We start from the raw sequence: 22,749 nt of genomic DNA, 5'->3' as shown, positions 1-22,749 counted from the left end.
GAGTACAGCGAGCGAGGGTCCGGAAGCGGGCAGCGCTTCCGGCATTTTTCATCGAGTCTTTGCACCGAGTGGGTCGCCTTCGGCGACCTCGAGGAGGAAAAAGTTCGCCCGTTTACCGATCGAACAGGTCGGCGGGATCGATGCGCGTATTCTCCGAGTTCTCGACGAGCAGATCCGATAGCGCCTGCTCGAGTTCGTCCCGCCGCGGTAGGGCGAGCATCTGGCAGGTGAACACCTGATCGCTGTCGGTCTGGATGCTCGAGTCGAGCATGAACGCGTGATCGTCGGTCTCGGCGATCTTCGACGTGATCGGGCTCATGATCGAGGAGCCGGTGTCGGCGACGAACTCCGGCGGCTTGTGTTTGATCTCGGCGTCTAAGACGTTCGCCCAGCCGTCGATGAAGCCGCTGGTCATGATGTTGCCCAGTTCCTTGAGCGCCTCCTGTTCCATGCTGCCCCACTGTTCGTCGGTCTCCATCGGCACCAGCGAGTCGACGACCGCCCGTCCGGAGGGCTGGTCGAACAGGATCACGAGGTAGCCGCCGAGTTTCCCCTCGAACTCCATGACGTTGCCGACGTAGCGCTTGTTGCCGACCTCGCGCGGGATGTCCTCGATCGGCACCAGCGTCAGCCGGCTGACGTTGACGTTCGTGTCGATGCCGGTCATCGAGGTGATGTTCGCCGCCGCCTTCTCGGCGCCCTCCTTGGTCATATCCGTGAAGACCTCGAGCTTCTCGAAGGAGATGCCGTCCTCGGCGCGGGGCGTAAGCGCGCGCTCGAGCGAGGTCGAGTCGGGAACGAGTAGAATGCGGAAGTCGACGGGTTCGTTGACCTCGCCCTGCGAGGCTTCGACGCGGCTGCGGAACACGAGGAGGTGGGTGTCCTCCTCCGTCGCCGACTTGGGTAAGACGTCGACGCCGGTCCCCTCGATGTAGTCCGGCGGCGAGTTCTTGATCTTGGCGTTCAGGTAGTTCGCCCAGCCGTCGACGAACCCGCTGGACATGATATTTCCGACTTCCTTGATGCTGCTCTTTTTCTTCTCGGGGTCGTCGGCGGGAACGAGTTCGTCGGTGATCGCGCGCCGACCCCGTTCGTCGAACGCGAGGACAACCTCGCCCGAAATTTCGCCGCTCAGATCGATGTTGACGCCGGCGAACTCGGTGCCGATGAATTCGTACTGCAGGTCCGACGCGGACATCAGCGAGACGTTGGTCACCTGAACGTTCGTGCTGATCCCCGTCAACTGTGCGAGAGAGTCGGCGGCCGACTGTGCGCCGTCGTGGGCGAGCTCCTGAAAGGTCTCGAGTTCTCGAATGTCGATTTCCATGGCGAGTTACCCGGCGACGATGCTGTTGAGTTCCTCGAGCACGCTTTCCTTCTGGAAGGGTTTCGTGATGTAACCCTCGGCGCCGGCCTTGATCGAGTCTTTCATCTGCTCGGCCTGCTCGACGCTGGTGCACATGACGACCTTCGCGTCCGGATCCATGTCCGTGATCTCGTCGGTCGCCTCGATTCCGTCCTTGATCGGCATGACGATGTCCATAAAGACGATGTCCGGCGATTCTTCCTGATAGAGTTCGACGGCTTCGACGCCGTTTTCGGCTTCCCCGACGATGTTGTGGTCTTCCTCGAGGATTTCACGGAGGAGATCCCGCATGAACCCAGAATCGTCTGTAATCAGCACGTCCATGAACGGTCCAATACACCCAGATAACTTAACAATGTTGCCCGAATGAACGACTTCGTTGCTGGGTGGCGACAGTGGAAAATAGCTATTTTGGAGATTCGCATGCGATTGGGAACGTTCATCGGCCGAATGTTTCACATACGCGCGTACGAAGAACTATATTATTATCGGCCGTTGCGCTCCCGACCGTCGCTACAACCGGAGAGAAACCGACAGCTGTTGCCCGAGGACGATCGGGGCTGGCTCGAGAGGAACGGAATCGAACGACGGCGGCGATACCGGAAAGAACGGGTAGCGACGACTACAGCGTTTCGACGTCCAGAATCATCACGACCTCGCCCTCGCCGAGGACGGAGGCGCCGCTGATACCGGGCGCGCCGCTCAGGAGGCCCTCGAACGGTTTGATGACGACCTCTTCCTGACCGACGACGTCGGAGCAGCGCAGGTAGACCTGCCTGACGGTGTCCTTGATCCGGATGACCATGTCGTCCTCGGAGGGGGCGGCCTCCGGGACGTCGAGGTGGTCGCGAAGCGAGAGCAGCGGGTAGACGCGGTCGTCGTGCGTGATCGCGGGCCGGCCTTCGACGGACTCGACGGTCACGTCCTCGAACTCGGAGATCTCGTCGATGTTCTTGATCGGCACGCCGTACTGCTCGTCGCCGACGGTGACGAACAGCACGCGGACGATGGCGACGCTGACCGGCAGCGTGAGCGTGATAGCCGTCCCCTCGTCCGGTTCGCTCTCGACATTGATCGAGCCGTCGACGCCGCGGACGACCTGATTGACCACGTCCATCCCGACGCCGCGGCCGCTGACCTCGGTGACCTCTTCGGTGGTCGAGAAGCCCGGATGGAAGATGAGGTCGAACACCTCGGAATCGTCGAGAACCTTCACTTCCTCCTCGGTCTTGATCCCCTTCTCGACCGCCTTCTCGCGGATGCGTTCGACGTCGAGTCCGGCGCCGTCGTCTTCGACGGTGATCGAGACGCGGTCGCGCTCGCGCTCCCCGACGAGTTTGATCGATCCTTCGCGGGGTTTGCCCTTCTTCTCGCGCTCCTCCGGGGACTCGATGCCGTGGTCGACCGCGTTCCGGATGAGGTGCATCAGCGGATCGCTCAGTTCGTTGAGGATCGAGCGGTCCATCTCGATGTCGACGCCCTCCATCTCGAAGTCGATCTCCTTGCCCTGATCGCGGGAGATGTCGCGGACGACCCGCGGGAAGTTCCCGACGATCTTCTTCAGCGGAACGAGGCGGATCTGCAGCACCGTATCCTGCAGGCTCGAGGTGATCTTGCCGTGTTCCTCGAGTTCGTCCTCGGCTTCGACGAGGTCGTGCTCCTCGATGATCTTCCGGAGCTTGATCCGGCTGGTGACCATCTCCTCGACCTGGTTGTAGAGCTGGTCGATCTGCTCGACGTCGACGCGGATGGATTCGACTTCCTGGGAGCCGTGGGAACCGCCGGTGCTGCGACCACTGTCGTCGTCTTCGCTTGCTGTGTCGTCCGCGTCGGAATCGGCGTCCGCGGCGAGGTCGTCGCCGAGCGCCTCGACCGCGACGTCGCCGACGTACCGGTTCTCGTCGTAGAAGCCGGCGACGTCGTCGCTTCCGACGGCGTCTCCCGTGCGCAGGTACGCGTCGAGCACGCCGCCGAACTCCTCGGACTCGAGCACGTCGTCCTCGGGGACCATCCGGACGACGTCGTACTCGTCTTCGGTCGCGTCGAGGACGAACATCGCGTCGACGTGGGGCGAGTCGTCGTTGTCGATGCTGACGGACGCCCGGAAGAGTTCCTCGTCGTCCTCGAGGTCGACGGCCTCGGCTAGCTCCTCGAGGGGGACGTCGTGCGCGTCGGCCACGTCGGCATTCGCGTCGCCGTCGTCGCTCGCGCTTTCGTCGGCGTCAGCGTCGGCGGCGTCCTCGCTTTCGTTCGCTCCCGCCTCGAGCGACGCGCGGATCTCCTCGATCGTCGCCTCCGGGTTCGTGTGAGTCTCCCCGTCGTCGGAGATCTCGTTGACCATCGCCTCGAGGTGGTCGACGCCCTCGAAGATGAGGTCCATCCGCTCGGGCGTGACCGCGAGTTCGCCGTCCCGGATGCAGTCGAGCAGGTCCTCGATCGCGTGGGCCATGTTGCTCGCCTTCGTGTAGCCCATCACGCCGAAGTTGCCCTTGAGGTTGTGCGCGACCCGGAACACCGTCTCGATGGCGTCGGAGCTTTCGGGGTCGTCCTCGAGGTCAAGCAGGGCGTTGTTTAATTTCCGGATGTCCTCCTGGCTCTCCTGGACGAAGGTGCTGGTCGCGTCGCTCACGCGGACCACCCCCGGAAGGCGTTGACGACGCCTTCGGCGAGCCGACCTTTCGGCAGCACCATGTCGACGTCGACCTGTTCAGCGGCAACCTTCGGCATCCCGTAGACGCGGGAGGTCGCCTCGTCCTGAACGATCGCCTTGCCGCCGGCCGCCTTGATCGCGCCCAGACCTTCGGCGCCGTCGGCGCCCATGCCGGTCATGATGACGCCGGCGAGGTTGCCCCGGACCGTCTCGGCCGCGGTCTCCATGGTGACGTCGATGGCCGGCTTGACGTTGTGGCGCTTCGGGCCGTCGTCGTGTTCGACGGTGACCCGGCCGTTGCGCCAGCCGGTGACCGCCATGTGTTTGCCGCCCTTCGCCAGCACGGCCTCGCCGGGCCCGATCGTGTCGCTCCCGGTCGCTTCTCGAATGTCGTACGCTGTTCGGTCGTTGAGGCGTTTCGCAAAACGCTCCGTGTAGTGATCTGCCATGTGTTGAACTACCAGAATTCGTAACCCTGCTCGCTCGGGAAGTTCGGAGAGAACCTGCTCGACGACGCGCGGGCCGCCGGTCGACGCGCCGATGACCAGCGTCGGGTCGTTCGGAAACTCCGCGGCGACGTCGATCGTCGAGCCGGCGCCGGCGGCGCTGGCCCCGCTCCCGGTGCCGGTACTCGTGTTACGGTTCGACTCCGTCGCTTTCGATACGTCGGCGCTCGCAACCGCTTCGACCTGTTCGACGATCTCGTCCTGTTTCGACCAGATGTCGACCGAGTTGTCGCCCGACGGCTTCGCGATGAAGTCGACCGCGCCGGCCTCGAGCGCGTCGAACGTCGCGTCGGCGTTTTTCGTCGTCTGCGAACTGATGACCAGCATCGGCGTCGGGTTGTCGGCCATCACCCGCTCGATCACCTCGTGGCCCGTCAGCCCGGGCATCTGAATGTCGATCGTCGCCACGTCGGGCTCGAGGCGGCCGATCATCGCGACCGCCTCGGTGCCGTTCTTGGCGCGGCCGACGACCTCGACGCCGCCGTCCTCGAGGATCTTCCCGAGGGTTTCGCGCATGACCGCAGAATCGTCGGCGATAACGGCTCGGACCATCAGCGGTCGGAACTGTGGCTCGGTCGGCGGAGTGCGATCGGCCCGGTCGCGGACGGCATCGGCGAGCCCTCGCTGTGCGTCGCGAGTTCGTTGATGCCGTCGGTCTCGGTGTCGCCGGTGTCGGCGACGCCGGTCGCGGGTCGCGGTCGATCCTGCCGTGGGGTGCTGGTGGAGAGAGCGGTTATCATAGCTGGTCGTCGGGAGCGGTTGCCGATCCTGGCAGCTGGATCGACGCCGTCGACGGCTCGATCGCGCTCGAGCGCGGCCGGACGACCGGCGGCGAAGTCGGCGTCGCCGACTTCGACACCGGGATCGGGTCCGGATTCGAGTCCGGGTTCGAGTTCGGGTTCCGACCCGACCTCGAGTCCGACGGCGGCCGAACTGCCGAGACGGCCGCCGTCGTGACCGTCCGCTCGAGCGTCCACACACGCGCGTGTGGTATTGTCGACGGTCGATACGTTCACTGCCATGGAACTGGGTTGTGATGTTCGCCGCATAAAGAATTCGGCCGATCGGGTTATTTCCCGCTCGGATTCGCGGCTCGGAATCGATCGGCTCCGTCTGTCATCCGTATCCGGACAGTGTCCGGCCGGCGACAGGTTCGTCGAGTTGGCCGTGTGAATTATGTAGGCAGCGTTGAAACGACCCAAGCGAATGGCGGGATCCGCTCGGCTGTGTGTGACAAATCAGAAAGGAGGCGTCGGAAAGACGACCGTTGCGATCAACCTCGCCGGTGCGTTGAACGAACGCGGACGGGACGTGCTCTTCGTCGATCTCGATCCGCAGGGCAACGCGACCGAGGGCCTCGGACAGCTCGACGCCTACGACGCCGAGCCGCCGACGCTGCTCGACGCGCTCGTGGACCCGTCCGGCGTCCCGCTCGAGGAGATCGTCTACGATCATCCGGAGATGGACGTGCTCGCGAGCAACGTCGACATGAACGCGGCCCAGTCGACCCTGGCCGAGCAGCCGGACGGCGAAGACCGACTCGACGCGTTGCTGACCGCCCTCGAGCGCGAGGGGGGCTACGACGTCGTCGTCGTCGACTGCCCGCCGCAGCTCGGACTGATCACCGACAACGCCCTCTGTGCGACCAAAAACCTCGTGATTCCGGCGCTGGCCGAATCGACGAGCAAGCGCTCGCTCGAGTTGCTGTTCGACTACGTCGGCTCGCTCCAGATGGACTACGACGTCGAGATCGAGCCGCGCGCGCTGGTCGCGAACCGCGTCGAGTACACCAATCAGGCCGACGAGATGCTCGAGTGGTTCGACGAGGCGCTGCCGGACGTGCCGCTGTTCGAAGTGCGCAAGCGCGTGGCGCTCCAGCGCGCGTTCGAAGCGGGAACGTCGATCTTCGAGGTCGAGGAGGACGTCGACATGGAGGCGGTGTTCGAGTCGATGGCCGAGACCCTCGACGAGCGGATCGGCCGCCAGGAGGTGTCGGCATGACCGACGACAGAGCGCGGCGGATTCGGGACATCCGCAATCGATCGAAGGGAGAGTCGGACGAATCGGACGATAGCACAGTCGACGCCGAGAGCGAGAGCGACGTTGAGGCCGAGACAGGGGCCGAGACCGACGCGGCGACTGACGGGTCCGGTTCGGACGAGGCGACATCGAACGTCGAGTCGGAACCCGACGACGCGTCCGGAACGAACGAGTCGTCCGCAGGGACGGACGACGGGGACGAACGGGACGCGACGGACGAAGCGGACCGGGAACAGGGAAAGGGACAGGAACAGGATCGAGGCGACGCGGAGCAGCCGACGGCGGAACCGACGACCGACGACGCCGACGGCGAGGCGCTCTCCTACGACGAAACCGAAACGACGGGGACCGAGGAGCCGCTCGAGCAGACCGCCGCGGAGCGGACCGAACCGGAACCGGCGGCCGACGCCGGTGGCGCCGCGATCGCGAACGGGAACGCAGCGACGACAGGGATCGGCGCCGGAACAGGGACCGGCACCGAGACGACTGACGGCGTGAGTGAAGCGTCGCTGCAGGGTGCGATCGCCGGCATGTCCGATACGGTCACCGTCGACGAGCGCGTCGGCGAAGCGACCGTCGACTCGACGGCCATCATGGACGCCGACACGTACGGCGATGCGGCCGACCGCGAGGAGGTGTTCGACCGCGGCGACTCGCTGATCGCGTCGACCCACAACGAGGAAGACACCGTCCAGATGCTCGAGTTCTACCTCAACGATAACCGGTACGCGATCGAGATCGGACGGGTCAGCGCGATCGTCGAGATGAAAGACATCACCCGGTTCCCCCGCGGACCGAAAGCCATCGACGGCGTCACCGACCTCCGCGGCGAGATCACGGGCGTTCTCGACCCGACCGTCATGCTCGACGTCGAACGCAGCGAGCCCTCCGAGGACCACTACATCGTCGTCATCGAGCGCGACGGCGACAAGCAGAAGCTCGGGATCCGCGTGACCGACGTTTCGCAGGCGGTCACCTACCGCGAGTCCCAGATCGACGAGACGGGGACGGTGATGGACGGGACGGACGCCCAACACGAGTTCGTCGAGGGGATCATCAAGAAGAACGTCGACGACGGAACGGCGCTGGTCGCGTGGCTCGATATCGACAGTCTGATCGAGACCACGGAGACGGAGTACACGCCGAGCGATTACGTCCGGAACTGACCGGCCGTCATTACATCGTTCTTTCGACAGTTTTCGTTCGAAGCCGGGGGCACGTCCAGTAGCGGAGTGGCTCGACTCGCCGTCGAGTCGCGATCCCGGAGCGCGTTTCCCTCGAGCGTCGAGGCTCGACGTCAGCACTCGCCGCGTCGGAATCCGACGGTAGAATCGATCCTTCGGGAATTGCGGACGGGGGAATGACGTTCGTTCCGCCAGTGATTTTAAATAGTGAAGGTTCGACCATGTGGGTAGTAAACAATGGACCGAATGGGTAGTAACGACCGGCCCGAATCACGACGACAAACTGACAGTTCCTCGGGAGGGAACGGCGATCGCGACGGAAGTTCGGCGAGCGGCGACCGCGGGGATCGTCGACCGAACCGACGGCACCGGACCGACGGCGGCAATCGACCGGCGACGACGGCCGCAGCCGACCGACCGGCGACGGGTGAGGGGGACGAGGAAGTCGGGACGGATGGCGAGCCCGACGCGGCCGCCGTGAACGATGCCGGGACGCTGCGACGCGCCGGCTACCAGCAACTGTTCGACGGCACCGGCGTCCCGACCTTCATCCTGGACGCCGACGGCACCATCGTCGAGTGGAACGCGGCCCTGGCCGAACTGACCGGCGTCGACCGGACCGAAGCGGTCGGCCACGAACACGCCTCGGAACACTTCTACCCGGACGGGCGTCGCGCGGACACGCTCGCGGACAAGGTGTTGCAGGCCCCCGAGCGCGCGCACCTCGAGTACGGCGTCGAGCACCGCGATCCCGATCGGAATCGGTACGGCGACACCAGCACGATGGTCGACCGCCACGGCGACGAGAAGCACATCGACTTTTCGGCGACGCCGCTGTACGACGGCGACGATCTGATCGGCGTCATCGAGGTCGTCATCGACCGCACCGACATCGTCAACGAGCGGGACGCGACGGTCGATCTGGTCCAGGAGATTCGCACGACGGCAAACGAGATCAGCGACGGGGACCTCACCGCCCGCGCCGAGCGCAGCGACGATTTCGACGCGCTCGACGACGATCTAGTCGACGTCGTCGACGCGGTCAACGGGATGGCCGACAACTTAGAGACGCTCACCGGCCGGGTCACCGAGCAGGCGACCGAGATGCGCTCGGCCGTCGACGAAGCGAACGACGCGGCCGACGAGATCGCCGGGAACGTCACCGAACAGCACGGGCTGCTCGAGGACTCGGTCGACGAGATGCAGTCGTTCGCGGCGGGCATGGAGGAGGTTGCGGCCCAGGCCGACGAGGTCGACTCCGCGGCGCGGACGGCGAGAGAAGCCGTCGAGCAGGGCCTCGACGCGGGCGAGGACGCGCGCGAGGCGACCGAAGACGTCGTCGCGATCGGGGACGAACTCCGCGAGAGCGTCGACGCCTTAGCCGAGAAGATGAACGAGATCGGGGACGTCGTCGAGGTCATCTCCGACGTCGCCGACCAGACGAATCTGCTGGCGCTCAACGCGAACATCGAAGCCGCGCGGGCCGGCGAGAGCGGCAACGGGTTCGCCGTCGTCGCCGACCAGGTCAAGAAACTCGCCGACGAGACCCAGGAACACACCGAGGAGATCACGAAGAGCCTCGACGAGTTGCAGGCCCAGTCGGAAGACACGACCGACGCCGTCGAACAGTCCCACGAGCGGATCGAACACGCCGACGAACAGATCGAGGCCGTGCTCACCTCGCTCGAGGACATCGCCGACTCGGTCGACGAGGCGGCTAACGGTATCTCCGAAGTCGCGCGGGTGATCGACGATCAGACGGCCAGCATCGAGGAGCTCACGTCGACGATGGAGACCGTCCGCGACCGGTCGGACGAGAGCGAGGCGGCCGCCGAGCGGATCGTGGCGGCGACCGATCACCAGAACCAGACGATCGAGACGCTCATGGCGCGAGTCGACGAGTTACAGACCGACGACGTCTAACGCGGTCGCTCGCGGTTGATTTCTTCGCTCTCTTTCCGTCGTTTCCGCTCAACTGATGCAAACCGACTGGACGGCCCGCTCACTATCGTTGCGGGGCTTCGAGAACAGCAAACTGACCGAACTCAGATCCGAACGCTGGTCGGATCGATCCAGAACACGAACTCGTCGTCTCGCCGGATGACGCCGGCGATCCCTTCCCCGTCGACCGAGGTGTCGACCGTGTCGGTCCAGACTTCCTCGACCTGGTAGACTTCGTCGGCGAGCCAGCCGATGCGCTCGTTGGAGCCGCGCTTGCGCTTGAAGACGATGATCCGGTTGCCGATCGCCGAGTCGTCGTCCGTCTCGCCGAAGATCCGCCGAAGATTGACGATCTTCGTCGTCTCGCCGCGCAGATCCATGACGCCCTCGACGTGGTCCGGCGTGTTCGGCACCGCCGTCAGCTGGTTGGTGTCGACGATCTCCGCCACGTAGCCGATGTCGACGCAGTAGCGGTTCTCGCCCAGGCTAAACTCGAGCACGTGGGTGCTCGTTCTGTCCTCCTCGTCCGCAGTCGGTCGGTTCGATTTCGTCGTTGACATGTGGCTCACTTCCGATTGGTTCCGGCTTCGACGCCCGTCCCGTCCTCGAGTTCGAGTCGGTCGAGCTCGGCGTCGATTTCCTCGACGAGGTCGCTCGCGTCCGCGGTCGTCGCGACGATGGTCTCGACTTCGTCGGCGATCTCCTGCGATCGTTCCATCGCGCTGTCGGTCATGCTCGCGACCTCCTCGGTGCTCGCAGCCTGATCGTCGGTCGCGGTCGCGACCTCGCGAATGCCGGTACTGGCTTCGGCGACCGCCTCCTCGATCCGGCCGAGGTTGTCGACGGTCTCTTCGACCAGCTCGACGCCGTCGTCGATCTCCGCGTTCGCCGTCTCGAGGCTGTCGACGGTTTCCTCGGTGTCGGCCTGAATCCGGTCGACCATGCGTTCGATGTTCGTCGCTTCGTCCTGGGATTCCTCGGCGAGGCTCTTGACTTCATTGGCCACCACGGCGAACCCGTCGCCCGCCTCACCGGCGGTCGCGGCCTCGATCGAGGCGTTCAGCGCGAGCAGGTTGGTCTGGTCGGCGATGTCGTTGATGACGTCGACGATCTCGTCGATGCGCTGGACGCCCTCGCGGAGGTTCTCGACGTCCTCGGTGACCTCGTCGGCCGCCTCCTGGACGCCCTCCATCTTGTCGATGGCCTCCTCGGCGGTCTCGGTCGTGTCGCTCGCGACCGATTCGGCCTGTTCGCTGGTCGCGCTGACCTCCTCGGCGTTCGAGGCGATCTCCTCGACGGTCGCCGAGAGCCCGGAGATTTCGCTCGCGATTTCGCTCATCGAGTCGGACTGTTCGGCGGTGAGGTCGTCGATCTCGTCGGCGCCGTCCGCGACGTCGTCGGTCGCTTCGGCGACTTCCTCGAGCGTGTTCTCCATGCTCCGGCGCGCGTCCGCGAGATCCTCCCGCGTTCGGTCCTGCGCTTCGATTTCAGCTTCGTACTCCTCGAGTCGCTGCTCGTACTCCGCGAGTTGCGCTTCGTAGGCGTCGATCCGTGCCTCCTGGGCGCTCGAGCGCGCTCGCAGCGCGAGTTGCTGGTCGACCATCGACAGTCGGACGGCCGACAGCGCCCGGTTGAGGGCGTCGTCGACCGCCCGCTCGAGGGTCCCGTTGTCGGTCGCGGGCGCGGCGGCGACGCCGCCGTCGGTTGCACGGTCGTCGGACGTGCCGTCGTCCGCATCCTCGTAGCGAGCCACGACATCGGCCGCGATCTCCTCGAACAGCCGCTCGTACTGAACGCCGAACGAGCCGAGATAGACGTCGGGGCCGGCCGACAGCAGCGCCGCCACGTCGTCCCCGCGCAGCCGACGGTCGAAAAAGTCGGCGTCGTACTCGCCGTCCGTAGCCCCCTCAAGGGCTTCGCGTCGGCTTCGCTCGAGAGCGGCTTCGTCGGACCCGGTCCGCTCGAGCGCCGCGCCGATATCGATATCCGACTGGGAACGGACCGCATCGACGGACGCGGCAGCGAGTTCGTCGCTGACGGCGTCGAACAGGTGAGACATCGACTCGAGGCGGCGCTCGTCGGCCGACTGCAGGCCGGCGAGGTCCTTCGCGCGGGAGACATCGTCCCGAGAGACGGCATCGGGTTCGACGACGGCCTCGCGAGCCGCGTCGAGACGGGACGATTGACGGTCCGATCTAGACATACCGATAAAAGTGAAGGTCAGGGGGATAAGTGTTGTTGCAGATCGAACTAGTTCGTGGGCTGCCGTCGCACGGTCGCGCCGCCGAATGCGGGTAGTCGCTGCGGTCGTTCCTCCGGTCCGTCGAGATCGACGCCGTGGCGCCGGTGCGCGACTTTTATCCGCGTCCGGCGCCGATTTCGGGGCATGAGTGACCCACGTTCGGAGTTTCTGGCCGGCGACCGGCCGGACGACGTCGCGCTCTATCTGGCCGACTCGTTCGTCGACGACGACCGCCTCGAGCAGTTCGGCGAGTCCGTCGAGGGCGGCACGCTGATCGTCGTCGACGGCGAGAGCGGACGGAACGCGTTCCAGGCGGCGACCGGCACGGGCGCGATGCAGTTCGCCAAGTCGGCGATGGCTAACGAGGGCATCGTCGACGCCGATCTCACCGGCGGCACCTGTCCCGAAACGCCCGGCGACAGCGAGGGCGACCACGAACCGAAGTTCGTCTTCGCCTTCGCGGAGGAGCAAAACGACGACGTCGGCGGCATCTACGCCGAGGGCGACGTCATCCACGCGTACGTCCAGTGCGAGTGCGGCACCGCCTACTCCGACAAGTGGAACCCCGAACCCGAACGCGATCCGGCCGAACCCGAGGAGCTGTAAGGCCGCAGCGACCAGTTTCCGGTCGCATTTCTCGATCTCGAGCGACCGCCGCCGGCTGCCGAGAACGCCGCCGACGGCAAGGTCGCTGTTTTTCCGCCTCGACGGCCTAGTTGACGGTAGATACCACTATGAGCTCCGTCGACACGGCTCAGCGAACCGAGCGCGGATTCGGCCTCTCGAGTCGCGACGGTCGCGTGATCGGCGGCGCGAGCCTGCTGATGGCGATCAACGTCGCGGTGATGTACGCCTTCGTGGGGACGCCGCTCGCAGCGATCAACGACTTCCTGTTCGGGACCGCGCCGATCCTCGGCGTGATCGTCTACGGCGTGGCGATCACGGGCGGCCAGTTGATCGCCGAGCGCGGCGTCAAGGGCGGCGACACGGGAATCGCCTTCGTCGGCGTCGTCGTGTTGCAACTCGCGTTCGGAATCTTCGGCGCGGGCGTGCTGCGGTTCGCCCCGCCTGACAGCGCACTCACGATCCTCGGCGTGACGGCGATCGTTACCGCCGTTCTGACGGCGCTGATCGCCGGCTACGTCTACGCGCGGTCGACGACGTTCGAACACTGGGGGAAGTTCGCCAACTACGCGTTCCTCGGCGGGATCGCCGTCATCGCCATCGGCTCGTTCGTCCTCTCGGAACTGCTGGTCGTCGGTTTCGTGCTCGTCTTCCTCGGCTTCCTGCTGCGGCTGGGCTACGAGATCTGGCAGGTTCGGGACAACCGCGACGCGTCCGTCGGCCTCCAGACGATCGGCGTCTACGTCGCCGTCGCCGGCGTCTTCGTCCACGTGTTACAACTGGTGATGCGATACTTCGCCTCAAGGCAGTAACCGAGTAGTAGTGTGACAAGATAATCGGAAAAACGGCTCGGCAAGCTGGAAAACACGCTACGACTGCCGAACGGCGGGGACGGCAGTCAGTGGATGCCCATCGCTTCGATCTGTTCCTGATACCGGTTCCGGATGGTGACCTCCGTCACCTGGGCGACCTCCGCGACCTCGCGCTGGGTCTTCTTCTCGTTGCACAGCAGCGACGCGGCGTAGATCGCGGCGGCAGCGTACCCCGTCGGCGACTTCCCGGAGAGCAGGCCCTTCTCCGCCGTGACCTGGATGATCTCTCGCGTCTTCGCCGTGACCTCCTCGCTCAGATCGAGCTCCGAGCAGAACCGCGGGACGTACTCCTGGGGATCGACCGGCTTCAGTTCCAGACTCAGCTCCTGGGCCACGTACCGGTACGTGCGCCCGATCTCCTTTCGTTCGACTCGGGATACCTCGGCGACCTCCTCGAGACTCCGCGGGATGCCCTCCTGGCGGCAGGCGGCGTAGAGGCAGCCGGTGGCGACGCCCTCGATCGAGCGGCCGCGGATCAGGTCCTCGGAGAGCGCCCGTCGGTAGACGACGCTGGCGACCTCGCGGACCGATCGCGGGATGCCGAGCGCGCTCGACATGCGGTCGATCTCGCTTAACGCGGACTGGAGGTTCCGTTCGCCGGCGTCTTTCGTGCGGATGCGTTCCTGCCACTTGCGGAGCCGGCGCATCTGGCTGCGCTTGTCCGCCGACAGCGAGCGGCCGTAGGCGTCCGTGTTCTTCCAGTCGATCTGGGTGGTCAGCCCCTTGTCGTGCATCGCCTGGGTGGTCGGCGCGCCGACGCGGGACTTGCTCTGTCGCTCGGAGTGGTTGAACGCGCGCCACTCCGGCCCGCGATCGATGTTCGACTCCTCGACGACGAGCCCGCAGTCGTCGCAGACGAGTTCTCGCTGGTCCTCGCTCCTGACGAGGCTGTCGGAGTTACATTCCGGGCACACCCGTTCAGCCGCCGTATCCTGCTCGTTCTCGCGTTCCTGTGTCGTTTCGGAGTCGCGCGTTCGCTGCCGGGTGAGCCTATCCATAACCCGATACAACCGTCCCAGTGGCTTAAGGGACGTGCTATGACAACCGAATGATGATACTCGCGGATCACGTCGGAGCTCGAGGGAGAACGAGCCCGAGTAGGCCCAGAGCGACCGAAAACGCAGTGTTTGGATTGTGGATGACGATTACGCGGCGGTTTCGTCGGCGTCCGCGTCGTCCGGAGTCTCGCTTTCCTCATCCGCGACGACCTCGCGGAACGCGTCGAGGATGACCTGCTTCGTCACCGCCCCGCGGGAGGTCCAGTGGTTCGCGAAGTCGAGCATGTCGTCGTAGATGTCGGGTTTGCAGCCCGCGGCCTTGGGGTGGCCGCCGCCGTTAACCCTCCCTGCGACCTCGTGGCAGCGGTCGAACTCGTCGGTTCCCCGGATCGAGGCGGAGCCGGCGGGTTTGACGATCACCGAGGCGTCGGCGCCCTCCTCGCGCATCGCTTCGGCGACCTCGTTTTGCGAACAGCGGCCGTAGGTGACGCCGACGGTGTAGCCGCCGATCTCGCGGTACTCGGCGCGCGCGATCGCGCGGTCGATCAGCGCCTCCTTCTCGACGCGGCGCTCGGAGATGTATTCGTGGACCCAGTCAGGGAGGTCCACGCCGTACTCGCGGACGACCTCGACGTACTCGGCAGGGTCGGTCCAGTACGCGTAGTCCGCCAGATCGTCGCTACGAGGGTCCTCGCGCAGCCAGAGGTCGTGATCCCGCGTCACGGCTGCCAGTTCTTCGTACATCGGCGAGAAGTCGTACTCGAGCGAGCGGTAGACGACGTCGGCCGAACACTCCTCGTCGGAGTCGCCGATCACGAGGTCGACGCCGGCGTCGCGAACTGCCTGCGCGACCTCGTCGTCCCACTGGTGGTGGTCGTACCACGCGACCGAGGAGGCGGTCTCGAGGGCCGCCTCGAGTTCGTCCTCGACGTACTCGTACCTGTCCGGCGCGAGGTCGCAGACGAACAGTTCGATCCCGTCGTCGCCGTACTCGGCGACCCGCGCGATCGCGTCCTCGACGTCGTGGGGGCTCGCCGGGATCAGGGCGACCTCGTGGGGCGTCGGCTCGGGTTCCTCGAGCGGGCTCTCGACCTCGTCGCCGGTGAGGCCGACGGCTGCCTCTTCAGCGTCATCGACGGCGTCGGCCGCGTCCGACGCCTCTGTGGACGCGTCGTTCTCGTCACCGTCCGCAGCCTCGTCGTCCGGTTCGGGAACGTTCTGCACGTCGTCGTAGGCCTCCCGAATCAGGGCGACGCAGGCCAGCCCGTCGGCGTCGGGGTCGGCGATAACCGCGACCTCGGCCCCCTCGAGGGCGGCGGCCGCCTGCTCTTCTTCTAAGTCCTCCTCGACCGTGTCGGGCAGGAAAAAGCCGGTTCCCGGGAGGACGGACTTGCGGGCGAGCGGCAGATCGCCGCTGTCGATGAGTTCGTCGTACATGTTCCCCCCTGGGACGCGGGCGGGGAAGTGCGTTCCCCTCTCGCGTCGCTCGGCGGACGCGTGGCTCCGACTGACGGGCAGAATTGAGGAGGGAGAACCGAAGCAGCTACGCGTCCGCGACCGTCTCGGCGACCTCGCCCGACTCGGCCGCCTCGCCGTCGCCCGCCGGCTCGAGCTGGCGAACCGTCAGCACGGGCGCGGGCGAGGTTCGGACGACCCGCTCGGCGACGCTGCCCAGCAGCAGGCGGTTCTCCCCGTGGCGGCCGCGGGTCCCGGTCGCGACCAGATCGGCGTCGATCTCGCGGGCGTACTCGCAGATCTCGGCCGCGGGCCGACCCTCGCGAACGGCGGTCGTCACGTCTCGGTCGGCGCGGTCCTCGACCGTTCCCAGGGCGGCGTCCGCGTGGGTCTCGAGGGCGGTTCGGAGCTCCTCGCGGAGCTGTTCGGGCGAGGCGTCGACCTCGCTGGCGTCGACGACCGACAGCGCGTGGACCGCGGCGTCGAACCGAGCGGCGAGATCGAGCGCGACGTCGACGGCTCGCTTGACGCTCTCGGAGCCGTCGGTAGCGACCACGACCGTATCGAACATGCGCGAGGGTTCTGCCTCCGGTGGCTTAAACTCCCCTGCTCCTGCACTCGTTCGGCCGTCCGTCGATTCAGTGCCGCTCCGGGTCCGATCGCGACTCGAGCGTATCGCCGCAACTCGAGCACACCGCTGCGACTCGAGCGCGACACTGCGATTCCAAAGTCGCCGACGCCGCGGGGGGACCTTTTTGGCATCGGCGCACACACTGGCGCGTATGGACGACAGCAAGCCGTTTTCCGTCGACACCGTCCTCGCGCCCGTCGACGGAAGCGACGAGTCCGCCACCGCCGTCGAATACGCCGTCGCCGTCGCGGATCGGTACGACGCGTCCGTCCACGCGCTGTTCGTGCTCGGACGGGGCGTCGTCCACGGCATGGACGCCGGCACCGTCGACGAGGACGCCGTCGCCGAGGACACGCGGAACTTCCTCGAGGACGTCGGGACGATCGCCGACGAGGCCGACGTCCCCCTGTCGACGTCGATCGACGACGGGTTCTCCCAGACCCGCAAGACCCGCCACCCGGGCAACGTCGTGCTCGACACGGCCGACGAGATCGATGCCGACTTCATCGTTCTGCCTCGGGAGCCGGTCAGCGACGCGACGGCTGCGGAAGTGGAAGTGCTCGAGAAGGCGGCCGAGTACGTGCTGTCGTACGCGAGTCAACCCGTTCTGTCGGTGTAGAACGTCCCTACGGCGATTCAGTTCAGGAGAATCGCCATTTCCTGTTCGAAACTCTCCGTGCCCGTCGCCTCGAAGCCGACCCGCTCGTAGAGGGCGATCGCCGGCTGGTTCCACCGTTCGACGGTCAGCCACACCTTCTCGATGCCGACGTCGCTGGCGTGACCCAGCAGGTGCTCGAGCAGCTGCGTCCCGATGCCGGCCCGCTGGTAGGCCTGCAGGACGAAGATCGCCAGTTCCCACTCGACGTCGCTGCGGGCCTCGATCGCGCCCGGATCGTCCGTGTCGGGGACGAGCACGGCGTGGCCGATCACGTCGCCGGCGTGGCGCGCGACGACGTTGACGCTCTCGTCGGCGATCGTCTCGAGCCAGTTGCGGATCCGTTCCTCGCCGGTCGGCGGGATCCCCTGTGCTCGGTCCGACGGATCGAAGTCGTCGTACATCGCGACGACGTCGTCGACGACGGCCTCGAAGTCCGCGGGGGCTCGGACCTCGATCGATCGGCCGTCGCCGTCCTCGAACGTCGTCGGCGGCGACGGGAACGGGCCGGCCGGCTCGTCCGGATACGGTCGCGTCCCTGGCATCGTTATCGAACGAGTTTGACGGTCGTCGGGGCGTTCAACAGCACGAATTCGGTGATCGGGCCGAGCTGGATCTTCCCCATCGGGGAGAGCGTGCCGCCACCGATCACCAGCTGGTCGAACTCGCCCTGCTCGGCGTAGTCGACCAGCGCGCTGCCCGGATCGCCCTCGAGGCGGACGATCTCGGCGTCGATACCGGCCTCCTCGAGGTGGTCCTCGGCTTCCGTCGCCATCTCGTCCTGCGATCGCTTCGATTCGGGTTTGTCGAGGACGGCGACGGTGAGTTGGTCGCCGGCCTCCCGCGTCCGATCGATGGTCTGCCGGAGCGCTTTCACCGATTCGTCGCTGCCCCCGAGACCCAGTAAGACGTTCATATACGTGCGTGTGTCCGCACACACGAAAACCGTTATGCCGGGCGGCCGGTGCGCGACGGTGAACCGCGCGAGGCCTGGTTCCACGCGACGCGCTGGGACCGACTGGCACACGAGTTCCGTGACGACGCTGTTAAGACCGTGTGGGGAGTACGGTGACCGAATGAGTGACGCGGCGCTCGATGTCGTAGAGTTCCTGCTCACGACGAGCGTGTATTCGGACGACAGGACGCTGGACGAGAACGATCTGCCGCCGTCGTTCCGCCGAGTTTTCTGGACCGGGGGCGCGAACGGCGGCAGCGACGACGGCGATAGCGACGACGGAACCAGCCGCCGCCGCGCCGGCATCAGTCGCCCGCTCTCGGCCACGAACAGCACGGCGCGCGAGGCGACGGGGGTCGACCAACCCTGGGCGGCCGTCTCGGACCTGATGTTCACCGAGCGCGACGAGTTCTCCGGCACGATCACCCTCACCCAACAGGAGATGGCCGAGCGGTGGTTCGCCGAGCGCGCCGACGAAAAGCGATTGCTCGAGAACCCCACCCTCGCCAAACACTTCGCTGAGCACGGCGAGTACGGGGACGACTTCGACGTTACCCACGAGGAGGCCCGCGAGCAAAACCGGCCGATCCGCGCGGATCGGGTCTGGATCGACGGCCTACTCGAGGAGTACTTCGACGACGAGGAGGACGAGGACATGCTCGACCTCGTCGAAGTCCGCGCGCCCGAGGAGGTCGACATCACGCTCGAGGACCTCGTCCTCACCGAGGATCAGGAGGCCGAGATCGACAAGATCGCGAAGGCGATCGAACACCGGGACTACCTCTCGGAGATCGGACTGCGCGAGATCGGCAAGCTGCTGTTCGTCGGGCCGCCGGGGACCGGGAAGACGTCGACCGCGCAGGCGCTGGCCCGCGACATGGACCTGCCGTTCGTCGAGGTCAAGCTCTCGATGATCACCTCGCAGTACCTCGGCGAGACGGCGAAAAACGTCGACAAGACCTTCGAAGTCGCAAAGCGACTCTCGCCGTGCATTCTGTTCATCGACGAGTTCGACTTCGTCGCCAAAACGCGGCGCAGCGACGAACACGCCGCGCTCAAACGGGCCGTGAACACCCTGCTCAAGAGCATCGACAACATCTCGCTGATCGAGGACGACGTCCTGCTGATCGGGGCGACCAACCACCCCGACCAGCTCGACGACGCCGCCTGGCGCCGCTTCGACGAGATCATCAACTTCCCCAAGCCCGACTACAACATGCGGGCCGACATCCTCCAGGTCATCACCCGCCAGATGAAAATCGAGGAATTCGACCCGCAACTCATCGCCGAGGCCACGGAGGGCCTGACCGGCAGCGACCTCCGGATGGTGCTCCGGGAGGCCGTCCTCGAGGCGCTGACCGAGGACCGGACGACCCTGACCCAGGAGGACCTCCTGAACGCGGTCGAGGAGTTCGAGGAGCGGGACAACCTGAAGAACATGGACATGATCGAGGGCGACCACGACGCCCTGGTCGCGGGCGGCGACATCGAGGGTGCTGCGAGCGACGGCGGTCACGAGCACGATCACGATCACGACCACTAACGCGCCACCAAAACGTCACCTTCACTCCGATTTTCTTGGAGACATGACGCGCAGCACGCGGGACTGTCTGAGCAGCGCCCCGATAACGAGTCCGACGATGAAGCCGATCGAGAGAGATCCGATCGCGACGCTTCCCGTCCCCAGGTCCTGATACCAGCCGACGAGCCCGCCGGTTGCCGCGACGCTACCGAGCACCGTAAGCGCTTTTTTGATCGTCCCTTTCGTTTCGGAGAGCCCGGTCGCGAATCCGATCGCGAGTCCGAACGCTCCCGTTCCGGCGGCGGTAGCGACAATACTCATTGATCCACGTCGTATCGTACCCGTTTTTAGTTAGTTAGTTTACCGTTTTGCGAGCGGTCGACCGAATCCAGCGTCGCCTCGAGTCGCAGTCGGACTCGTCGAGGCCACCGATCAGTATACCCTTTATGCGACGGGGCCCAATCACACGCCCATGAGAGACACCGCGCCACACGGAGCGGCAGGGTCCGGGCCCGGGACCGGCGGCGACGCCGACGCCGCGGACGCGTTCGCCGAGCGGGTGCGGGCCGAACACGGCGACGCGATCCGGGACCTCGTCGTCTTCGGCGACGCCGTCCGGGGCGACCGCGACGTCCACGCCGAGGCCGAGGTGCTGATCGTCCTCGAGGAGGAAGACGAGGAGCGCGAACGGCAACTCGAGGCGCTCGCCGAGACCGTCGGAGCCGAGTACGGCGTCGTCTTCTCGCCGTACGTTCTCCCCGCCGACCGGGTCGAGAAACGGGAGGAACACCCGCTGCTCCAGCGGGCGTTCGCGGAAGGGCGATCGTATGTGTGACCGCACGCGCGAGCGCGCCGGAGGCCGACGGTGACGATGCGCGTCACGCTGCTGGGCACCGGCGACACGACGGGGACGCCGACCGTCGGCTGCGACTGCGACACCTGCGAGACCGCGCGGGAGCGAGGGATAGAGCGCACCCGGTTCTCGGTCCACGTCGAAAACGAGCGTACCGGCGAGTCGCTGCTGGTCGATTTCAGCCCCGACTTTCGCTACCAGTTCCTCCGGGACGAGGTGCCGCTCCCCGACGCGGCCGTCATCACGCACATCCACTTCGACCACTTGGACGGACTGGGCAACGTCTTCCGCGTCTTCGACTCGCTCGAGGTCTACGCGGCCGACGAGACCGATCCGCAAACGGGTAAGAGCGTCGCCGAAACGGTGCGGGACGACTACCACTACCTCGATCCGATCGACGTCCGCCCGACGACGCCGCTCGAGCCGGTCCGGATCTGCGGGTTCGACGTAACGCTGGTGCCGGTCGAGCACCCGCCGCTGCTGTGCTACGGGCTCGCGATCGAGGATCCCGAGACGGGCGCGAAGCTCTCGCTATCGGGAGATACGAGCTACGGGGTTCCCGAGCGGTCCCGCGAGGCGCTCGCCGACCCCGACCTCCTGCTGGCCGACGCGATCGTCCCCGCCCGGTTCTGCGAGCACCACCCCGTCGGCGGCCGCCACGAGGGGCCCGACGGCGTCCCGCGAACCTTCGGCACGAAACACATGACTCGAGAGGGCGCGCTCGCGCTGGCCGACGACCTCGAGGCCGAGCGCACGCGGCTGGTCCACCTCGCGCACTACTACCCGGTCGACGAAGCCTTTGCGGAGCCGCTGGCGGTCGACGGCGAAACGTACGTCCTCTGAGCGGACGCGGCGGTGGTGGCACATGTAAGTCCAACAGCTACGTCGCCGATCGGTGACGGCTATCGTATGGCACAGTTGACCGACGACGACGAAGGCAAACAGGTTGTCAACGCGGAAGGCGAACAGATCGGTATCGTCGAGAGCGTCGAGGGCGGCACCGCGCACGTCAATCCGGATCCGGGGATGACGGATACGATCAAATCGAAGCTCGGGTGGGGCGATACCGACGAGGAGACCTACCCTCTCGACGCCGAAAACGTCGAATCGATTTCGGACGACGAGATTCGGCTCCAGCGGCTCTAAGGAGCCTCGGCGCGCAGTTCTCGACCGGACGTCCTCCCGCTGGGACGGCCGTCCCGCCGTCACTCGAATCGTCCCAGTCCCGACTGGCGCCGCCGCTTGCCGGTCGGGTCGGCAACCCAGGGCGTTCGCCGGTCGCGTTCCGCCTCGAGATCGATCTCGTCGGAATCGGCTGCGGGCTCGTACCCCGGACACGAGGGGCCACACGCCGAGTTGGCGTCGACGAGGCGGCCCGCCCACTCGCAGTAGGGGAGCGTCGCCCCGGCGTCGGCCGGGTCGGTCGGCTCGCAGGCGCCACAGCCCGGGAACTCGTAGGTTCGCCACCCCTTCCCGTACGCTCGTTCGGCGATCCGTCGCCGCGCTCGAGACTTCTCCGCGGGTGGAACGACGGCGATATCCGTGCGGCCGGGACGCGACTCGAGCGGTTCGATTCCGGGCTCGTCGACGGGAAGCGGCGTCGGCTCGCGGATCACCTCGACGTCGATCTCGAGCGAGGGGAGCGCGTCGTCGGCTTCGCCGCCGGCAGGCGAGTCGCGATGGACGCGCCAGACGCCGACCTCGTCGGGGATCCGGTTCAGGTGCGCCCGCGTCACGTAGCTCTCGGTCGCGAGGATCGCTTCGTCCACCAGCGCGAGGCTGACGTCCGTCCGCAACTGCGACTCGAGGTCGCCCGGCCGGCCGAGGTCGGGTTTGTTCTCGACGCCGACGAGCCGGCCGTACCAGTCCGGGTAGCGGGCGACCTGCCGGACGTATTCGCGGCCCTTGCGGCGCTCGCGCTCGAAAAAACCGATCTCGCAGGCTCGATCGACTGCCCGTCGCGCGTGATCGGGATGGCAGTCGTCCGGCACGGCGTCCTTCCAGTACTGCGCCCGTCCGGGACCGACGTCGGATTCGATCGCCGCGTCGGGAATCGTCTCGCTCGTGATGGCGGTTCGGTCGTCGAACTCGGGGCCCGGTTCCACGCAGACGACGTCGAGGATTCGGCCGCCCGGATCGGCGACGCTCGCGCCGAGCTGGCGGGCGACGATACCCTCCCGCCGGGTCTCGAGGTGGGTACACAACTCGAGTTCGAACGCGAACTCGCTGGCGGTCGACACGCTCGGGGAGTGGAA

24 protein-coding genes are annotated in these 22,749 nt (G+C 66.3%); 10 read left to right on the top strand and 14 right to left on the bottom strand.

The features are described 5' to 3' along the window. Positions 1-112 precede the first annotated feature (112 nt). From HALXA_RS13915 to HALXA_RS13895, 5 genes are all read right to left on the bottom strand, one after another. Positions 113-1,327, bottom strand: a complete 1,215-nt coding sequence (locus HALXA_RS13915) for a chemotaxis protein CheC (RefSeq protein ID WP_013881016.1) — start codon at positions 1,325-1,327, stop codon at positions 113-115. 6 nt (positions 1,328-1,333) lie between these two features. Next, a complete protein-coding gene (cheY, locus tag HALXA_RS13910; protein WP_013881015.1) occupies positions 1,334-1,690 on the bottom strand; it encodes a chemotaxis protein CheY in 357 nt (118 codons plus the stop codon). Positions 1,691-1,988: 298 nt separating this feature from the next. Beyond that, entirely contained in the window at positions 1,989-4,004 is a 2,016-nt protein-coding gene (cheA, locus tag HALXA_RS13905) for a chemotaxis protein CheA (RefSeq protein WP_049895316.1), read from the bottom strand. Continuing rightward, the gene (cheB, locus tag HALXA_RS13900) at positions 3,992-5,074 is read right to left on the bottom strand and encodes a chemotaxis-specific protein-glutamate methyltransferase CheB (protein WP_013881013.1); all 1,083 of its coding nucleotides are present in this window, start codon (positions 5,072-5,074) and stop codon (positions 3,992-3,994) included. The genes cheA and cheB overlap by 13 nt, the downstream gene beginning before the upstream one ends. Further along, complete coding sequence (locus tag HALXA_RS13895; protein WP_013881012.1) at positions 5,074-5,544, bottom strand: hypothetical protein; 471 nt, start codon at positions 5,542-5,544, stop codon at positions 5,074-5,076. Before HALXA_RS13895 ends, cheB begins: the two co-directional genes overlap by 1 nt. Before the next feature lie 184 nt (positions 5,545-5,728). On the opposite strand from HALXA_RS13895, the gene HALXA_RS13890 reads away from it, so the two are divergent. From HALXA_RS13890 to HALXA_RS13880, 3 genes are all read left to right on the top strand, one after another. After that, on the top strand, positions 5,729-6,523 hold the full coding sequence (locus tag HALXA_RS13890; RefSeq protein WP_013881011.1) for a ParA family protein: 795 nt from the start codon (positions 5,729-5,731) through the stop codon (positions 6,521-6,523). Next, complete coding sequence (locus HALXA_RS13885) at positions 6,520-7,728, top strand: chemotaxis protein CheW (protein WP_013881010.1); 1,209 nt, start codon at positions 6,520-6,522, stop codon at positions 7,726-7,728. Before HALXA_RS13890 ends, HALXA_RS13885 begins: the two co-directional genes overlap by 4 nt. Positions 7,729-7,983: 255 nt before the next feature. Then, positions 7,984-9,669: a methyl-accepting chemotaxis protein gene (locus tag HALXA_RS13880; protein WP_013881009.1), complete on the top strand. Its 1,686-nt coding sequence runs from the start codon at positions 7,984-7,986 to the stop codon at positions 9,667-9,669. Between the two features lie 122 nt (positions 9,670-9,791). Here the strand turns inward: HALXA_RS13880 and HALXA_RS13875 are convergent, their stop codons facing one another. Next, positions 9,792-10,247 carry a chemotaxis protein CheW gene (locus tag HALXA_RS13875; protein WP_013881008.1) on the bottom strand — a complete coding sequence of 152 codons (456 nt, stop codon included), beginning with the start codon at positions 10,245-10,247 and terminating at the stop codon, positions 9,792-9,794. Between the two features lie 5 nt (positions 10,248-10,252). Further along, complete coding sequence (locus HALXA_RS13870; protein ID WP_013881007.1) at positions 10,253-11,890, bottom strand: globin-coupled sensor protein; 1,638 nt, start codon at positions 11,888-11,890, stop codon at positions 10,253-10,255. A gap of 183 nt (positions 11,891-12,073) precedes the next feature. Between HALXA_RS13870 and HALXA_RS13865 the strand changes: the two genes are divergently transcribed. Continuing rightward, positions 12,074-12,535, top strand: coding sequence for a DUF5807 family protein (locus HALXA_RS13865; RefSeq protein ID WP_013881006.1), 462 nt, complete (start codon positions 12,074-12,076; stop codon positions 12,533-12,535). 128 nt (positions 12,536-12,663) lie between these two features. Beyond that, positions 12,664-13,365: a hypothetical protein gene (locus HALXA_RS13860; RefSeq protein ID WP_013881005.1), complete on the top strand. Its 702-nt coding sequence runs from the start codon at positions 12,664-12,666 to the stop codon at positions 13,363-13,365. 86 nt (positions 13,366-13,451) lie between these two features. On the opposite strand, the gene HALXA_RS13855 is transcribed toward HALXA_RS13860, so the two are convergent. From HALXA_RS13855 to HALXA_RS13845, 3 genes are all read right to left on the bottom strand, one after another. Continuing rightward, entirely contained in the window at positions 13,452-14,423 is a 972-nt protein-coding gene (locus HALXA_RS13855) for a transcription initiation factor IIB (protein WP_013881004.1), read from the bottom strand. Between the two features lie 147 nt (positions 14,424-14,570). Continuing rightward, on the bottom strand, positions 14,571-15,860 hold the full coding sequence (locus HALXA_RS13850; protein ID WP_013881003.1) for a DHH family phosphoesterase: 1,290 nt from the start codon (positions 15,858-15,860) through the stop codon (positions 14,571-14,573). Positions 15,861-15,966: 106 nt separating this feature from the next. After that, positions 15,967-16,449 carry a universal stress protein gene (locus tag HALXA_RS13845; RefSeq protein WP_013881002.1) on the bottom strand — a complete coding sequence of 161 codons (483 nt, stop codon included), beginning with the start codon at positions 16,447-16,449 and terminating at the stop codon, positions 15,967-15,969. Positions 16,450-16,660: 211 nt separating this feature from the next. On the opposite strand from HALXA_RS13845, the gene HALXA_RS13840 reads away from it, so the two are divergent. Continuing rightward, on the top strand, positions 16,661-17,128 hold the full coding sequence (locus tag HALXA_RS13840) for a universal stress protein (RefSeq protein ID WP_013881001.1): 468 nt from the start codon (positions 16,661-16,663) through the stop codon (positions 17,126-17,128). A gap of 17 nt (positions 17,129-17,145) precedes the next feature. Here the strand turns inward: HALXA_RS13840 and HALXA_RS13835 are convergent, their stop codons facing one another. Beyond that, positions 17,146-17,709, bottom strand: coding sequence for a GNAT family N-acetyltransferase (locus HALXA_RS13835; RefSeq protein WP_013881000.1), 564 nt, complete (start codon positions 17,707-17,709; stop codon positions 17,146-17,148). A 2-nt stretch (positions 17,710-17,711) separates the two neighbouring features. After that, positions 17,712-18,080: a universal stress protein gene (locus tag HALXA_RS13830; RefSeq protein ID WP_013880999.1), complete on the bottom strand. Its 369-nt coding sequence runs from the start codon at positions 18,078-18,080 to the stop codon at positions 17,712-17,714. Positions 18,081-18,240: 160 nt separating this feature from the next. On the opposite strand from HALXA_RS13830, the gene HALXA_RS13825 reads away from it, so the two are divergent. Beyond that, on the top strand, positions 18,241-19,662 hold the full coding sequence (locus HALXA_RS13825; protein WP_013880998.1) for an ATP-binding protein: 1,422 nt from the start codon (positions 18,241-18,243) through the stop codon (positions 19,660-19,662). Between the two features lie 21 nt (positions 19,663-19,683). Here HALXA_RS13825 and HALXA_RS13820 read toward each other — a convergent pair whose 3' ends face one another. Then, positions 19,684-19,962: a hypothetical protein gene (locus HALXA_RS13820; protein WP_013880997.1), complete on the bottom strand. Its 279-nt coding sequence runs from the start codon at positions 19,960-19,962 to the stop codon at positions 19,684-19,686. A gap of 151 nt (positions 19,963-20,113) precedes the next feature. On the opposite strand from HALXA_RS13820, the gene HALXA_RS13815 reads away from it, so the two are divergent. The 3 genes from HALXA_RS13815 (at position 20,114) to HALXA_RS13805 (ending at position 21,640) form a co-directional block, all read left to right on the top strand. Continuing rightward, positions 20,114-20,476, top strand: a complete 363-nt coding sequence (locus HALXA_RS13815; protein WP_013880996.1) for a hypothetical protein — start codon at positions 20,114-20,116, stop codon at positions 20,474-20,476. A 36-nt stretch (positions 20,477-20,512) separates the two neighbouring features. After that, the gene (locus HALXA_RS13810; RefSeq protein ID WP_013880995.1) at positions 20,513-21,337 is read left to right on the top strand and encodes an MBL fold metallo-hydrolase; all 825 of its coding nucleotides are present in this window, start codon (positions 20,513-20,515) and stop codon (positions 21,335-21,337) included. Positions 21,338-21,403: 66 nt separating this feature from the next. After that, positions 21,404-21,640 carry a hypothetical protein gene (locus tag HALXA_RS13805; protein WP_013880994.1) on the top strand — a complete coding sequence of 79 codons (237 nt, stop codon included), beginning with the start codon at positions 21,404-21,406 and terminating at the stop codon, positions 21,638-21,640. Between the two features lie 59 nt (positions 21,641-21,699). Here the strand turns inward: HALXA_RS13805 and HALXA_RS13800 are convergent, their stop codons facing one another. Then, positions 21,700-22,734 (bottom strand): DUF5787 family protein, encoded by a 1,035-nt coding sequence (locus tag HALXA_RS13800; RefSeq protein ID WP_013880993.1) that lies wholly within the window; start codon positions 22,732-22,734, stop codon positions 21,700-21,702. Positions 22,735-22,749 lie beyond the last annotated feature (15 nt).

The sequence above is a fragment of the Halopiger xanaduensis SH-6 genome, assembly GCF_000217715.1.
In the GTDB taxonomy this organism is placed as follows: domain Archaea; phylum Halobacteriota; class Halobacteria; order Halobacteriales; family Natrialbaceae; genus Halopiger; species Halopiger xanaduensis.
Note: the sequence above shows the minus strand (reverse complement) of the source record. Positions and strands in the feature narration are given on the sequence as shown.